Here is a 14,924-nt window from a genome sequence, read left to right on the forward strand (position 1 = left end):
AACTCCGCGAGGCGCTCGCCGTGACGGAACGCCTCACCCTGACCGGCGCCGACGCCCTGCTGGAGCTGGACATGGACGCCCGGCGAGCGCCTCGCGGAGTTCGTCGTGCAGCGGGCGGGCCGGTTCCAGTGTCAGGGCCTCGCCGAGGTACCAGAGCAGCTCATGAAGCTGTCGCATCACCGGGAGCACGGCGAACATCCGCTCGGCGCTCCCGGGCTCCCGCCGCCAGTCCTGTCCGCCGAAGGTGATCCGGGAGACCTTCTGTCCCGCGCCGAAACAGTCGTACACCGTGCATCCCCGGTAGCCCTGCTCCCTGAGACGGCGGTGGATCCCGCAGCGGAAGTCCGTCCCGAGATGGCGGCAGGGCTCGCCGGCGTCCTTGTCGGCGGGGAAGTCGGCCGAGGCCGTCAGGGTCAGCGCCACACAGCACAGCCCGAAGCAGTCGCCGCAGTCGGCGCGCAGAGCGGGGTCGGGGCCCGCGTCGGGCTCGGTCCCGGGTCCGGTTCGGCCGGCGGGCCGGTCCGGGTCGCGGTCGTCGGGCTGCACGGACAAGGGTTCCGGTCTCCTGTCAGAGGTGCGCGTCGTCCGCCGGTCGCAGGACGGCGGCCCCGGGGTGTCCGGGTACCGAGGCGCCGCGACACCCCGGGACCGATACTGCCGGGCCGGGGCGGGCCGGGCCACTGGTTTTCAGCGTCGTGTGTGCGGGACCTCCAGCGCCCGGCGCGCCCGTGCCACCAGTCCGTCGGCGCCGCATCGCCCGGCCAGCTCCAGCCCGCCGGTGAGTACGGCCGGAAGGCCCGCCGCCATGCCGTACTCGACACGGGCGAGGGCCAGTTCGTACCGGGAGGGCGACGATTCGAGATGGGCGACGGCCTGCGCCAGCAGCTCGATCCGCGCCCGGCCCTCCTTCAGCGACGCCGCACAGCGCAGCGCGACCCCGATGGCGGTGTGCGTACCGAAGCGTTCGGCCCGGTCGCGGGCGTACGCGGCGAGCTGGGCGGCGCGGGCCGGATCATCCTCGGCCAGCGCGTACGCGAGGTCGCAGGCCCAGGGAGCCATCACGATGTTGTGCCGCCCGCGCCTCATCAACGCCAGCCCGGCCGCTTCCAGTTCGGCGACGGCCTCCTTCTTGTGGCCGAGTGCGAGCAGCAGCCGGCCACGGACGGACGGCGCGTCGGGAATGACGATCGAGGAGGAGTACGGCGGGACGAACGCGTGGCGCTCGGCCGCCTCCCGTGCCTCGTCGACCCGGCCGCGCGCGAGCAGGGTGTCGATGAGCATGGAGGCCGCGTCCCAGTGCATCGGCAGCCCGTCGCCCACCCGGTCGGCCAGCCGCAGGCTCTCGCGCAGATACGCCTCGGCCTCGGCGAGATCGCCGCGTCTGCGGTGGAGATAACCGACGAGCGCGTGGGCGAAGGCGAGATGGCCGCCGCTCCAGCCGGAGATCTCGAAGGCCCGCAGTCCCTCGGTGAACAGGCTCTCCGCACGGTCGTGCCGGTCGGCGAAGGCGTACGACAGTCCGAGCAGGGCCGGAGGTTCGAAGCCCCAGGCGGTGTCGGTCCAGCCGACTCCGGCCGCCAATCCGCCGTTCAGCAGGGCACGTTCACCTGTCTGGACGATCTCCTCGGCGCTTTCGCCGCGCGCCGTGCCGTCGAAGGCGCGCAGCATCAGCAGTACACGTTCGGTGTTGTCACGGCCGGTGAGTCCGGCGGCCAGCCGGTCCAGACGGCGGGAGCGTCCGGGGCCGTCGTCCTCGACGGCCTGCACTCCCTCCCACAGGAAGTGCGCCGCCTGGAGCCGCATTCTGGCCGGGCCCTCCGGCGTACGGGCGACCTCCGCGGCCACCACATGGGCGGCGTCCCCGGTCTGGTTGTTGTGTGTCAGGGCCTGGGAGAGCCGGAACACCACATCGACGCGCAGATCGTCGTCGAGCTGCTGGGTGTCGAGGGCCGCGCGCAGATGGCCGACCGTGGTGGCCGGTGAGGTGAGCAGGGTGGCACAGCCCAGCTCGTACAGCACCTCGGCCCGCACACTGAGCAACGGCGGTTCCTCCAGGGCGCGTTCGAGGCAGCGCCGCGCGGCGTCCGGCGCGCCCACCGCGAGATGCTCGGCCGCGGCCTCCCGGAGCTGCTCGACCAGTTCGGCGTCGCCGTCCGGGTGCACTTCGAGGAGGTGCGGCGCCGCTGCCGCCGCTCCCCGGCCGCTGCGGGTGACCGCCCACGCGGCGAGGCCGTGCAGGGCGGTGCGGACGCCGGAGGGAATGGCGCGGTAGACGGCGCCCGCGATCAGCGGATGGACGAACTCCAGCGGGTCCACGCCCACCAGGATGCGCGCGGCCCGGAGCCGTTCGGCGCACCCGGCGGCCTCCTCATGGCTCATGCCCGCCAGCGAGACGGCCAGATCGAGCGAGATGTCCGTGCCGAGGATCGCGGCGGCCCAGGCGAACTTCGTGGTGGCCGGGCCCAGTTCCTCCAGCCGGGCGATCAGTCCTCGGCCCCGCGCCGAGGCACCGAGGGCGCGCAGCTCACCGGCGGACTCCTCGACGGGTTCGAGCCCGCAGTCCCCGACCTTGGCGAGCAGTTCGACGGTCTCGTACGCGTTGCCGCCGGTCACCGCCCACACCTCGCGGCAGAACGGGTCGTCCGCGTGCTCGCCCAGCGCGGCGCGGGTGAGGCCGGCCGTGGCGTCGGAGGTCAACTCCCGCAGGGTGACGCGCAGTCTGGCCGCCGAGCCGAGGGTGCCGAGATACCGCTCGGTCTCGCCGACGGCCTCCTCCGTGCGGTACGCGACGACCACGAGGACGGGCAGACCGCCGGCCGGACGCTCGGCGAAGGAGGCGAGCCACGCGAGTGTCTCCAGATCGGCCCACTGCGCGTCGTCGACGATGAGGACGAGCGGTCCGTGCGCCTTCACGAGCCGTTCGACCAGGGCGTCCAGCCCGTCCCTGACACCCTGCGGGTCGGCGTGCTGTTCGCCGGGCGGCGCTATGCCCAGCGCGGGGCCGACGATCTCGTACCGGTCGCCGAGGAGTTCCCGTGCGTCCGGGGTGCCCTCGCCGTCCCGCTCGGCGACCGTCACCGCGGGCAGGAGCAACTGCCGTACGACATGGAACGGGACGGAGGTCACGGTCTCACCGCCGCGCGCGGACCACACCGTACGGCGTCCGGCCGCCATCCGGCGTACTTCGGAGAGCAGCGCCGTCTTGCCGAGGCCCGCCGCCCCGCGGTAGACGAGCAGCCCGCCGGAGGGCTCTTCCGCACAGAGCGCGTCGACCGCGTGTGCCGCCGCGGCGAGTTCGGGCTCGCGCTCCAGCAGAGGGAGGGCGATCACGTGTTCCGGCCGGTGCACCGGCATCCCTCCTCCTCTCGAACAGTGCGCGGGTCAAGTGTCGAGAGTAGCCGCGGAGTGCCCCGAGTGGGCCTGAATCCGCACGAATTCGGCCGTTCGACTGCGCGCCGGACCTGCCCGGGAGTACGGGGCGGCACCGTCCGTGTGTTCGTCTCCGTCCGTCACGGTGTCCGGCCCCGGACGATGGATCGCGGCCGTCATGGGCGCGGAGGTGTTCCACAGGCCGGGCAGTCGGGTCTGCGCTCGAAGCGCTCCTCCAGCGGCTCCGAGAGCGCCATCAGGTTGAGGCCGAACCGGAAGCCGGGCTCCATCTCCGGTACGCCGGTCAGCAGCGCGATCGCGGCGTAGACGAGCAGATGGCCGGAGAGCCCGGCGGTGACGGCGTTCACGGGATTCCACTCCATCCTGGGCGAGGCCGCCTCCTCGTCCTGGCCCGCGCCGAGCCGCAGGTCGCGCCGCTCGACCTCACCGGCGCGGTGGCACTCCCAGCACGCGCCCCGGCCGGGAGCGTGGACGCCGACCGTGACCAGCGGACCGCGGTAGCCGGCGTCGAGCCAGGGAATCCCGGCGGCGAGACAGACCCGGTTGGCCCAGCGGCGGATCTCCGGCGGGCGGTCGGCGCAGAGCAGCAGCAGATCGTAGCCGGGCGCGAGCAGTGCGGCGAGATCGTCGGGGCCGTGCACCACGCGCCGCTCCGCGGTCAGCGTCACCCGCGAGTTGACCGCCTTCAGGGCCGCGGCCGCCGCTGCCGCCTTGGGCCGGCCGATGTCGCTCTCGTGGTAGAGCGGCTGCCGGTTGAGGTTGGAGAGCTCCACGACATCGCCGTCCACACAGTGCATCCGGCCCACGCCCGACGCGGCGAGGCCCTGGGCGGCGAAGCCCCCGGTGCCGCCGAGGCCGAGCAGCAGGACCCGGGCCGACCGTAATCGCGCCTGGAGCTCCCATGCCGTGGCACGCGGTGAGAGATCCATCCAGCGCAGCAGGGTCACACCGCGGCTGTAGCGCTCGCGGTCCTCGTCGGTGAGCGCGGCGGAGGGCTCCGCTCCGGCGTCCTCCAGGAATCCGGCCTCGTACAGATCGCCCATCGCCTCGGTGACGGAGCTGGGCTCGATTCCCGGATGGCGGGCGAGCACCTGGGTGACCGCCTCGGCGGGAGCGCGGGTGCCGTCGAGCGCCTCGGTCAGTGTCCAGATCCAGCCGTCGGGGTCGGTGACCTCGGCGCCGATGCCGTACACGACACTGCCGATCCGTACGTTGCCGTCCACCGTGCGGTACGCCCGGTGCTCGGGCTTCACCCGTGGCCGGCGTAATCCGGACACCGGTTCCGACCGCCCGTCGGGTGTCATGCCCGTACCGCCCTCGGCTCCCTGGACCGCTCGGCCAGCTCCGCGGCGGCCAGCACGATTCTGAACTGATGTTCCGCCTGGTCACGGACCGGGATCCAGCGGGCGCGGCAGTCGGCCTCGAAGGCGGTGCAGCGCTCGGTGAGGAACCGGTCCAGGGTGGAGCGTACTTCGGCCAGCGGCTCCGGGAGAGCTCCCGGAGGAAAACGGGGGAAAGGCTCGGCAAAGGGCTCGGTGACGGATCCGGAAAGCGTCCCGGCGCCGGAAGGGGACCCGGCGACGAAGCGCGGCTGCGCGACGGATTCGGGGACGAGCGTCTGGTGCAGCAGCCCCGCCGTACGGACGACGAGCCGCCGCGCGGCGATCCGCAGCGCCATGATCCGCGCCCGGTTCATCGGCGGCAGCGAGCCGGAGCCGTCCGCGGAGCCGGCTCCGCCGCCGGTACGGGCCCCGCCGGCGGCCCCAGGCGCGCCGCCGCCGGACCGGCCGAGGGCCGCCTCCGGGGCCCACTCGTCGGCGAGTCCGGGACTGACGGCGAGATATTCGTCCACGGGCGCGAGCAGCGGGCCCGTGGCGGCGAGGAGGTGGGGCCGTACCCGCTCCAGCAGACCGGCGAGCGTCCGCGCGTCCTGCCGGAGCGTGCGGCTGATGCTCTCCAGCGCGCCGTGGGGATCGGGGTGGGGCGAGGTGTCGCCGACTCCGTCGGCCGCCCACATCGGCGCCTCGACCACGGCGGTGACGGTGCCGTACGGATGCGGATGGAACCAGGTGGAGGTGGCGGTGGCGGCGGGCAGCGAGACGAACTGATCGGTCTCCTGCGGCCGTGGCATGTCATAGACGCCCGGTCCCGGGCTCGGCCAGAAGAACGCGTCGTAGGGGCCCAGTTCGACCGGGATCCGGAGATCGGCGGCGGACTGTGCCAGGTCGTGGGAGAGTCCCGGCAGCGCGCGCGTGAGCTGTACGAAGCTGCCCCCCACGTCCACACCGTGCAGCGAACACTGGAGATAGGGCCGCAGTTCGTCCTGGAGACCGAGCAGGGCCCGGGTCTCCGGCATCGGCTCCGCCCCCGGCTCGGTGGGCAGCCACTCGGGCTGTCCGGCGAAGCCCGGACGGAAGAAGTTCCGGTAGTGCTGGGACAACGTCATCGGGCCCTTGAGCCACCCCTCGTTGCGGCGGGCCCCGTCAGGATCGAGACAGAGGACGAAGTGCCAGGTCGTGTCGGTGAACCGGGCGGATCGGCCGTGCCGGGCAGGCCGCAGCAGATACCGGGCCAGACGCAGCACCGTGAGCCCTCCGACCGGCTCGTTGGCATGCGGCCCCGCGACCACCAGCGCGTGCCGGCTGCCCCGCCCCACGGACATCAGCCGGATCGGCTCCCCCGCCCGTGAGGTCCCGATGCACCGCAGAGCCACCCGGTCGGGGTGCGCCGCGGCCAGGGCCGCGGCGCCGGAGGTCAGTTCATCGACCGTTGGATATCGCCCCGGCACGGCGACCCGTTCAGGAGCCGGTGGAATTGCTGTCGCCCGTTGTCTCTTTCCTGTCCAGCCGACGGATGGTGATCGTGGTCTGCTTGCGGCGTGAGGTGCTGTCGCTCTTGACCGTTCCGCTCATGAGCCGCTCCTTCGACATCACGGCGCCCAACTCCGCGTTGTGCACCTGATGTGATGGTCCGTCACGGAATGGGAGTGCGTCAACACCTGTGAAGGGGGACTCTGTGTACGCCTTCGCGACGGAACCGCGGCTCCTGGACGCACGCGTTTCCCGGCAACCGACTCGTTGCCCCGGCCACGGGGATCGATACCTGCCGGGGGATAACGAAGGGATGACATAAGCCCTTCGGATTCGCATCGGGGAAGCCATGGGCATGCCACAAACGTGCAGGGCCGCCGGGTGATCGCAGAGGCGGCGGAGGCGCCTCGCAACGATCACCCGGCGGCCCGCTCACCCGGAAGCTCTCCTGGTGGCCCTCCCGGTGGCCCGCCGCCGGACCGGGATCACCGGTCGGCGGCCGGCGGCCCCGCGTCGGTTCAGTGGAACGCGCGCCTGTCGGCGTCGAGGGAGTCCGTGAGACGGATGGTGATGAACTCGTTGTTGTCCGCCTTGCCCGGCGTACGGCCCGAGGAGCCCGGGAAGTTGTTGTCGTTCATGACGGCCAGCGTGCGGTCGTCGATCAGCACGACGTCCTCGATCGTGGTGAACGGGAAGCGGAAGGTCTTCCCGAAGCCGCCGAGGCCCTTGGGGTTGGCGATGTCCAGCAGGTCGGCGACGAGGGTCTTGTCCAGGGCCCCGTCGTGGTTCCGGTCCCGGTTGTCCGCCAGGTAGATGCGCTTGAACTTGGCCGAGTCGCCCTGGCCGCCGTCGCGCTCGATCACCAGGAAGCGGTGCTCGTCCAGGGCGATGGCGTCACCGATGGCGTTGTCGGGCGACTCCAGGCGGTAGATCCAGCTCTTGCCCGTGTAGCGGCTCGTCCGCAGGTCGAACTCGCTCATGCGCAGGTCGCCGGGCGTGCTGCCGGCCACCCAGCCTTCGAGCAGCGGGTACAGGTGACGGCCGTCGACCCCGCGGGCCATGCCCTCGAAGCCCTTGCTGCTGGGCAGGTTGGGGGCCGCGCCGTTCAGGTACGGGTTCTCCGGCGCCTGAACTCCCTTGAGCGGGATGGGGGCCTGGAGGAGGCGGCCCTTCGAGGAGAAGTGCAGCAGGAACGGGCCGAACTCGTCGCCCGTCCAGTACGTGCCGTCGGAGGCGCGCACGATGGACTCGACATCGAAGTCGGAGCCCGTCAGCACGCGGTCGGCGCGGGTGAGCGCGAACGGCACATGGCGGTACGGGTCGCTCAGGTAGAAGCCGCCGAGCACCTTGACCTTGCCGGTGCGCGTGTCCGGCTTGACGTGGTGGACGCGCAGCAGGAAGTCGGCGCTGTTGGCCTTATTGCCGAAACCGTTGTCGGACAGCACGTCGTAGGTGCCGTCGTGGCGGTTCAGGATGCCGCTGAATCCCTGGACCGGCTGGCCCGGGAACGGCGCGGCGATGCCGTTGACGGGCGCCGTGCCGAGGGCCGCGCCGGAGACCGGGCTGCCCGGCACGTAGGTCTCGGCCGGGAGCGAGGCGAATCCGGTCAGGGTGGCCCGGCCGAACTCGGTGGGACGGTGGTGGTGGTCACGGTCGGCCACTGCGGGCGACGCGAGACCGACGGTCAGCGCGACGGCGCTCAGCGTGATCAGGAGCTTGTTCATGACACGGACGGTAGGGACGGCGCATGACGCACGTGCCAACAACAGGCTACCCACGCACGAGCGGCAGACGGCCCGCCGGCCGGCCGCCGCTCGTGTCGGTGCCGTCAGAACACGGCCGTATCAGGACTGGTAGGCGTTACGGGTGTAACTCAGGCTGAATGTACCGGTGTTCTTGAAGTACTTGCTGATCAGATAGGCCGGGTCACCCGCGATGGAGCCGGGCTGGAGGTCGCTGCCGTCGTTGGAGTCGTCCCAGGCCCAGGGGGTGTGCGCGGCGTTGTCCGTGCCGTTGTCACCGGCAAAGGTGCCCCAGGAGGCGTACGGAGGGTTCGAGTTGCGGCGCTCCCACAGACCGCCGGAGGAGAAGACGTCCACCAGCGTGTAGGACGCGGCGCGGTCGTTGCCGCCCGTGGGCACCGTACCGGCGGTGCGGCTGGGACGGTAGACGATGCCGTCGCCCCCGGGGAAGTTGCCTCCGCTCCAGTTGTACATCCCGTGGCCCTTGGCCTCCTGGAAGACGGTCGGGTGCGGGGCACCGTCGTGGGTCTCCATCAGCAGGGTGCCGTCGATGTTCTCACGGTTGCCCTGGAACGGGCTGCCCGCCGGGATGTAGGAGTAGTAGTTGTTGTGGGCCTGGGTGACGGCCGCCTGGAGGGTGCCGTAGGTGCTGCCGTCCTTGAGGACGACCTCGACGACGCCTTCCATGTCGTTCTCGTGCGAGGACAGCTTCCAGTCGCGCGGGTGGTAGAAGGCGTACGTGATGTACCAGTGCGTCGAGGTCTCGACCACGGAGTAGTACGCCGTACCGGTCAGCCGGCTCGGACTGGCGTCGAGGTTCTCCCAGTTGTTCAGGGTGTTCCAGTCGCCGTCGTAGTCCACACGGGAGAGGTAGTCGGCGGTGTAGTGGCCCGAGGCGCTGTCCTGGTAGTGGACCGGGGCCCAGCGGTAGGCGAGTTCGGCGTCGCTGGGTCCGGCCGCTTGCGCCTGGACGGGCGCGGCGAGGAGTCCCGCGGAGAGGAGGAGGGTGACAAAGGCGGCACGGGCGGATCGCCGGAGCTTCACGGATTCTCCAGAGGTCGGACCCGGTCGTCGGACGACCGAGGGCAGTCGGGCATGTGAACGGTCGTTACTGTCCGGCCGCCCGATGACGCACGCCCCGTCGCCGCCATGACGTGGACATGAAAATTATGGGACCGCTGGGCACACGGGTCCCCGCACACCGGACCAGGTCGTGTCCGGCGGATCCTCGGGGCCGGCGGACGCCCGAAACCCGCCCTATTCGCTCGCCGCCTCGGTCAGCCGCGTCTGGGCCCTGCGCAGATGTGTGCGCATACGGGCGGCGGCCGTCTCGTCGTCGTTCTCGCTGAGCGCCTCCAATATGCGCTCGTGCTCCCGGCAGGTCTCCTCCGCCCATCCCTCACGGAACGAGAGCCGGTACTGATGCGCGTGCGCGTGGAGCCGCTCCAGTGTCAGCCGGAGAAAGGCATTGCCGCTCAGCGAGGCGATCCGGTCGTGGAAGACGGAGTCGTGGTGCAGATACAGCAGCAGCGTCGAGCGGCTCCGGAAGTCCCGCGCGGTCTCACGCATCTCGGCGAGCTGGTCCGCGAGTTGCCGCAGATCCGACTCGGTCACCTGGAGGGCCGCCGCCGAGGCCGCCGCCGGTTCGAGCAACAGCCGCACCTCGAACAGCTCGCGCAGACTGCGGCTGCTGAGCAGTGTCGCCGCAGTGTAGCCGGCCAGCGAACGCTTCACCACCAGCCCCTCCGCCTCCAGACGGGCGAGCGCCTCGCGCAGCGGAGTCGGAGAGATCGTCAGCTCCTGGGCGAGCGTGTTGATGTTCAGCTTGGACCCCGGCTCGATGTCATGGTCGACGAGCCGCTGACGGATCGTGTCATAGGCGGTGTCCGCGAGTGCCTGTCGTCGAGGCGTGCCTGCCATCGTGCCGCTCCCGCTCCCGTTCCTGTCCTTGTTCCGCTCCTGGTCCCGGAGCGATGTCCGGTGTCCCGTTTGCCGTGCACCGGCGCCCGCGGACCATGGGCCTCCATGGACACCGCCGACCATCGATTGTATTTTTTCCGGCTCTTCCCCTGGTCCGAGGCGTCCGGCGCGGTTTGGGCCCGCCCTCACTCCCCCGCAGAGTCGAACCCACTCAGGACCTGTCGTCAAGACCCTTTGCGAGCTGGGCCTATATCGACGCGGCCCGCTTCGGGGCGCGGTACGTCCGGTCTCGATCCGATAACGGGCGGTACGAGTCTTGACTGCATCATGATGCTGGCTACTCTTCTGAAAAGTATACGAAACAGGGGTGTTCACCAGACCCGACCGGGGCCTGCGGAGCGTCACACACCCCTGCCGGGCGGCACGGCGGGCGGGCGCGGACGGGGTGCCCGATGGCCGTACCTCCACCCGGAATCCCGGTCTCGTGGCACGCCCCGCCCTCAGGGAACGTCTCACCCCGCTCCCCTCAGCAGGGGGGTTCTCAGGACCCGTAATTCGCTCGACGGCTCGCGGCGCGACCGGTCTCCGGACGTCCCGCGTGAAGCATCAAGGAGGATGACATGAAGCGCGGACCTGCCCTCATGACGGCGGCCACCGGTCTGGCCGGTGCTCTGGCGCTGACCGGCTGCTCCACCAGCGCCACGTCGGCGGGCGGTGGCGGCGGTGGCGGCCTGACGTTCATGACCTTCGAGACCCCGGCGCTCACCGCCACCTTCTGGGACACCTCCATCGCGGAGGCGCAGAAGGAAGTCCCGGACACCAAGATCAAGAAGATTGTCTCGCCGGACGCGGACCGTACGGCCTACGCCAAGCAGCTCCAGGCGTCCGGACAGTTCCCCGACATCCTCTCCTCCGTCAACCCGAAGGACTTCAGTGCCGCCGGGCTGCTGAAGCCGTTCGACCAGAAGTGGCTGGACGACAACTTCACCGACCCCGACGGCAACGCCATCGACGGCAAGTCCTACATACCGCCCACCAACTCCCAGGTCATCCCGATGATCTTCTACAACAAGAAGATCTTCGCGGAGAACGGCATCGAGCCGCCGACGACGTGGGACGAGTTCGTCGATGTCGTCACCACTCTCAAGAAGGCCGGTGTCACCCCGGTCGAGATGGCGGGCGGCGAGCCCTGGTCGGCGGCGATCCCGCTGTCGGGCATCATCACCGCCGATGTGCTGGGCGCGGACCCCGAGTGGATCCAGAAGCGGTACAAGAACGAGGTCAAGTTCACCGACCCCGGCATGACCGCGGCGGTCGGCAAGTACCGTCAGCTCATCGACGCCGGAGCCTTCGACAAGGGCGCCCTGAGCGTGAGCTACGCGGACGCCAACAAGCAGTTCCTGGACGGCGAGAGCGCCATGTATCCGATGGGAAGCTGGTTCATCGGGCAGATCCCCGCCGCGGCGGCGAAGGACTACGGCACGTTCCTGCTGCCGAGCGCGACCGGCAAGCCGATCGTCCCCTTCAACACCGGTGGTACGACGGCGGTCAGCGCGAAGTCGTCGAACGTCGCCGACGCCACCAAGTTCGCCCAGGCGTGGTCGCTGTCCAAGGCCAACCTCAAGACGCTCATCGAGACCGACGGCGCCTTCCCCATGCTGAAGAACGTCCCCTTCGAGGAGTTCGGCGCGAAGGTGACCCCGGTCTACACCGACGGCTTCAAGCTGGTGACCGAGGACAACACGAAGGTGAGCGCCTTCGGCCAGGTCAACAACGACGACGCGCTCCCGCCCGGGTTGGTCGAGCAGTTCAACTCCCTGGCGCAGAAGCTGTTCACCAGCTCCGACGTCAAGGACGAGCTGGCCTCGTTCGACGCCGGCTGGGACAAGGCCGCCAAGTAGCCGGCGCCCGTCGGAAGTGACGGGCGGGGTCGCGGTCCGGGCAGCTTTGACATCGTTGTCATATGCATTCCGGCCGTTCCGGCACCGTACGGACCTGACACCGTAACGGCGCCGGAGCCCGCGGCCCCGCCTCCGCTCCCGGGGCAGAAAGGATCACGCTGTGCCCTCACGATCTCTACGAACAGGCCGAAGCCTCGGGCTGGCGCCCGTCGCGTGGATCGCGGTCATCCTGTACGGGATGTTCCTTCTGTACCCGCTGGTGCAGAGCCTTTTCCTCAGTTTCACGGACAAGAATCCCCTTCAGGCCGGCAGTGCCTTCGTCGGACTCGCCAACTACCGCGAACTGCTGTCGGACGACCGGCTCCTGTCGAGTCTCCTGTTCACGATGATCGTGGTCGTGGCGGTCACGGTCGTCGCCAACACGGTTGGCCTGCTTCTCGCGATCGTCCTCAACCGTTCCTCGGCCAACTACCGGGTAATGCGGACCCTGATCTTCATCCCGCAGGTGCTGTCCGGTGTCATCGTCGGATTCATCTGGCGCAGCATCCTCACCCAGAACGGCCTGCTCAACAGCGCACTGGCCCAGGTGGGCCTGATCGACGAACCCGTCGCCTGGCTCGGTGACTCACAACTGGCCGTGCTGTCGGTGTGCACGGTCGTCAGCTGGATCACCATCGCGTTCGCCACCGTCGTCTACACCGCCTCGCTCCAGTCCGTACCGCAGGAGCTGTACGAGGCGGCCCGGATGGACGGCGCCGGTGTTCTCGGCCGCTTCCGGCACGTCACCCTGCCCATGATCGCGCCCGGCACGACGATCAGTGTCGTCCTGTGCCTGATCACCACACTGAAGCTCTACGACGTGGTCGCCGTGCTCACCGGTGGCGGCCCGGCGGAGTCGACCCAGTCGACCGCCTTCTATCTGATCTCCGTGGCCTTCACCGACAACCGGTTCGGCTACGCCTCGTCGATCGCCATGTTCCTGCTCGCGCTGACCGCCGTGGTCTCCTACGGCGTCACCACACTGCTCCGCCGAAGGGAGACAAACCTGTGAGCGCTCCCACCACACGGCCCGTCAGGACCGGGAGGCCCACCGGGTCCGCGGCCTCCGCCGGGACCGCGCCCTCGACCGGCCCCGGTCACTCCGCGCCGCGTGCGCGCTCCCGGCTGCGCGGCAGGTCGCATCTCATCGGTGCCTGGCTGATCACACTGGCGTTCATCCTGCCCGTGTACGTCGCCTTCGTCAGCGCGTTCAAGAAGCAGGACCAGATCGTCTCGAATCCGGCCGCCCCGCCGATTCCGTTCACCTTCGACAACATCGTCAACGCGCTGAGCCGGCCGGACAACCTGGTCCAGGCGGGGCTGCTCAACTCGATCATGGTGACCACGGCGACCCTGGTCATCCTCGTCCCGCTCAGCTCCATGCTCGCCTTCTACATCTCCGAGCGCTCGCCCCGGCTCAGGGGCGCCCTGCTCGCCGTGTTCGCGCTGGGGCTGATGGTCCCCCCGCAGGTGGTGCTGCTGCCGATCGTGACCCTGCTGCGCTCGATCGGTCTCGCCAACTCCTACGCGGGCCTGATCCTGTCCAACGTGGGCGGCGGCTATCTCTCCTTCGCCGTCTTCGTCTACGTGGGATTCCTGCGGACGATCCCGCGCGAGGTCGTCGAGGCCGCGCGGATGGACGGCGCGGGCGATCTGCGGCTGTGGTGGCGCATCGTCTTCCCCGTGGTGCGTCCGGCGACCGCGACCGTGGCGATCTTCCTGGGGCTGTGGGTGTGGAACGACTTCCTCAACCCGCAGTTCATCCTCGGCCCGCTCCAGGGCCAGACGATCACCACCGGGATCTATGTCTCCCTCGGTGCCTACTCGACCGACTACAGCCAGCTGTTCGGGATCATGTTCCTCGCCGCTGTCATCCCCGTCGTGGGATATCTCGTCAGCCAGCGCGAGTTCATCCACGGACTCATGTCAGGAGCGTCCAAGTGAACCGGCCGATCGACGGCGTCCCCGCCCTGGACGAACTCGCCGGAGGATGGACCGGCCGCGCGGAGCTGAACCATCTGCCGTCCCTGCGCAACCAGTGGGGCCAGGGCCATGTCAACGGCGATCTCACCTCGCTGTCCTGGCTCGCCTTCCCGCCCTACAGCGGCGGCTACCACACCGGCGCGCTGCGGATCGACGGCTCCGTGCCGGTCGCCGAGCGGCTGCGCTGGGCGCCCTGGGGTGTCGGGCGCGCGGCGGCGGCCGGCGCGCTGACGGTCACCACCGAGGTCCGTATGGGGTACGAGCGGAGCAGGCTGCTGTGGCGGCTCGTGCTGCGCAACACCACGTCGGAGCCCGTGACGGCGGCGGTGGAGCAGGAGTTGCTGGCTCCCTTCGCCCACTCGGAGGTGGACTGGGGCTGGCTCTACGGCACTCCGTGGAACGACGGGCACCACCACGACTACTTCACCACCGAGCGGATCCGCGACGAGGCCGTCGCCGACCGGCCCCGCCAGGTGCAGTTCCTGCCGATCGGGGAACGCTGGATACGTCTGGGCAGCCCCCGTGTCCCCGGTATCCAGCGGGACGAGGACTCCGAGCCGATGCTGCTGGAGTCGGAGCTGCCCGACCACTCGACACCGGACTCCGGGCGGGTACGGGCGCCGGGGGCGGCCTGCCGCGTCAGGGAGATCGCCGTACGCCGCGCCGCCACCGGCGGGACGGAACCCGTCGGGGACGCGGAACACCACACCGGCGAGGACGCCGCGGAGTACACCGTAGGGCCCGCCACCGATCTGCGGATCGGCACGGTGGGACTCGGCAACGGAGACGTGCTGCTGTTCTCCGTACAGGTGGACGCCCCCGGACAGACCGGGGTGATCATCACCCATGGCAACCACCCCGACTCGCTCCAGGTCGCCCTGGAGGACGGACGCCTCGCCCTGCGGATCGCGGGCGAGCACCTGGTCGCGGCGGAGCGGCCGGCCCCCGGCGCCTGGCACAGGGTGGCGGTCCTGGTCTCCGACACGGGCGCCGAGCTGCTGCTGGACGACGCGCCCCTGCTGGCGACCGCCGCGTGGTGGGAGGGACAGCGCTGGAGCGCCACCGCCGGGGACGGCACGGTCTCGATCGCCGATTCCCGCTCGCCCGCGCGCAGTGCGTACGCCTTCTCGGTGGCGCCG

Annotated in this window: 10 protein-coding genes and 1 pseudogene; 4 read left to right on the forward strand and 7 right to left on the reverse strand. The window is 70.4% G+C overall.

All coding sequences use genetic code 11. The features are described 5' to 3' along the window. Window positions 1-84: 84 nt before the first annotated feature. The 7 genes and pseudogenes from BFF77_RS02375 to BFF77_RS02405 all read right to left on the reverse strand — a co-directional run. A pseudogene (locus BFF77_RS02375) lies at window positions 85-546 on the reverse strand (pentapeptide repeat-containing protein); the annotation flags it as partial. A gap of 141 nt (window positions 547-687) precedes the next feature. Further along, window positions 688-3,354 (reverse strand): ATP-binding protein, encoded by a 2,667-nt coding sequence (locus BFF77_RS02380; protein WP_066943283.1) that lies wholly within the window; start codon window positions 3,352-3,354, stop codon window positions 688-690. A gap of 191 nt (window positions 3,355-3,545) precedes the next feature. Then, window positions 3,546-4,643, reverse strand: a complete 1,098-nt coding sequence (locus BFF77_RS02385; protein ID WP_066943285.1) for a HesA/MoeB/ThiF family protein — start codon at window positions 4,641-4,643, stop codon at window positions 3,546-3,548. Between the two features lie 47 nt (window positions 4,644-4,690). Then, window positions 4,691-6,178 carry a M14 family zinc carboxypeptidase gene (locus BFF77_RS02390; protein WP_066943287.1) on the reverse strand — a complete coding sequence of 496 codons (1,488 nt, stop codon included), beginning with the start codon at window positions 6,176-6,178 and terminating at the stop codon, window positions 4,691-4,693. Between the two features lie 540 nt (window positions 6,179-6,718). Continuing rightward, complete coding sequence (locus tag BFF77_RS02395) at window positions 6,719-7,924, reverse strand: esterase-like activity of phytase family protein (RefSeq protein ID WP_066943290.1); 1,206 nt, start codon at window positions 7,922-7,924, stop codon at window positions 6,719-6,721. Window positions 7,925-8,044: 120 nt separating this feature from the next. Beyond that, a complete protein-coding gene (locus BFF77_RS02400; protein ID WP_066943292.1) occupies window positions 8,045-8,986 on the reverse strand; it encodes a hypothetical protein in 942 nt (313 codons plus the stop codon). Between the two features lie 213 nt (window positions 8,987-9,199). Continuing rightward, entirely contained in the window at window positions 9,200-9,862 is a 663-nt protein-coding gene (locus BFF77_RS02405) for a GntR family transcriptional regulator (RefSeq protein WP_066943294.1), read from the reverse strand. A gap of 620 nt (window positions 9,863-10,482) precedes the next feature. On the opposite strand from BFF77_RS02405, the gene BFF77_RS02410 reads away from it, so the two are divergent. The 4 genes from BFF77_RS02410 to BFF77_RS02425 all read left to right on the forward strand — a co-directional run. Next, complete coding sequence (locus BFF77_RS02410) at window positions 10,483-11,763, forward strand: ABC transporter substrate-binding protein (protein WP_066943295.1); 1,281 nt, start codon at window positions 10,483-10,485, stop codon at window positions 11,761-11,763. Between the two features lie 238 nt (window positions 11,764-12,001). Next, the gene (locus BFF77_RS02415; protein WP_079124761.1) at window positions 12,002-12,814 is read left to right on the forward strand and encodes a carbohydrate ABC transporter permease; all 813 of its coding nucleotides are present in this window, start codon (window positions 12,002-12,004) and stop codon (window positions 12,812-12,814) included. Continuing rightward, window positions 12,811-13,746 carry a carbohydrate ABC transporter permease gene (locus BFF77_RS02420; RefSeq protein WP_245703117.1) on the forward strand — a complete coding sequence of 312 codons (936 nt, stop codon included), beginning with the start codon at window positions 12,811-12,813 and terminating at the stop codon, window positions 13,744-13,746. Before BFF77_RS02415 ends, BFF77_RS02420 begins: the two co-directional genes overlap by 4 nt. Beyond that, a partial coding sequence (locus tag BFF77_RS02425) for a LamG domain-containing protein (RefSeq protein WP_483855203.1) occupies window positions 13,743-14,924 on the forward strand: 1,182 nt, incomplete at its 3' end. The genes BFF77_RS02420 and BFF77_RS02425, both read left to right, overlap by 4 nt.

The organism is Streptomyces lushanensis (genome assembly GCF_001700515.1).
GTDB lineage: Bacteria > Actinomycetota > Actinomycetes > Streptomycetales > Streptomycetaceae > Streptomyces > Streptomyces lushanensis.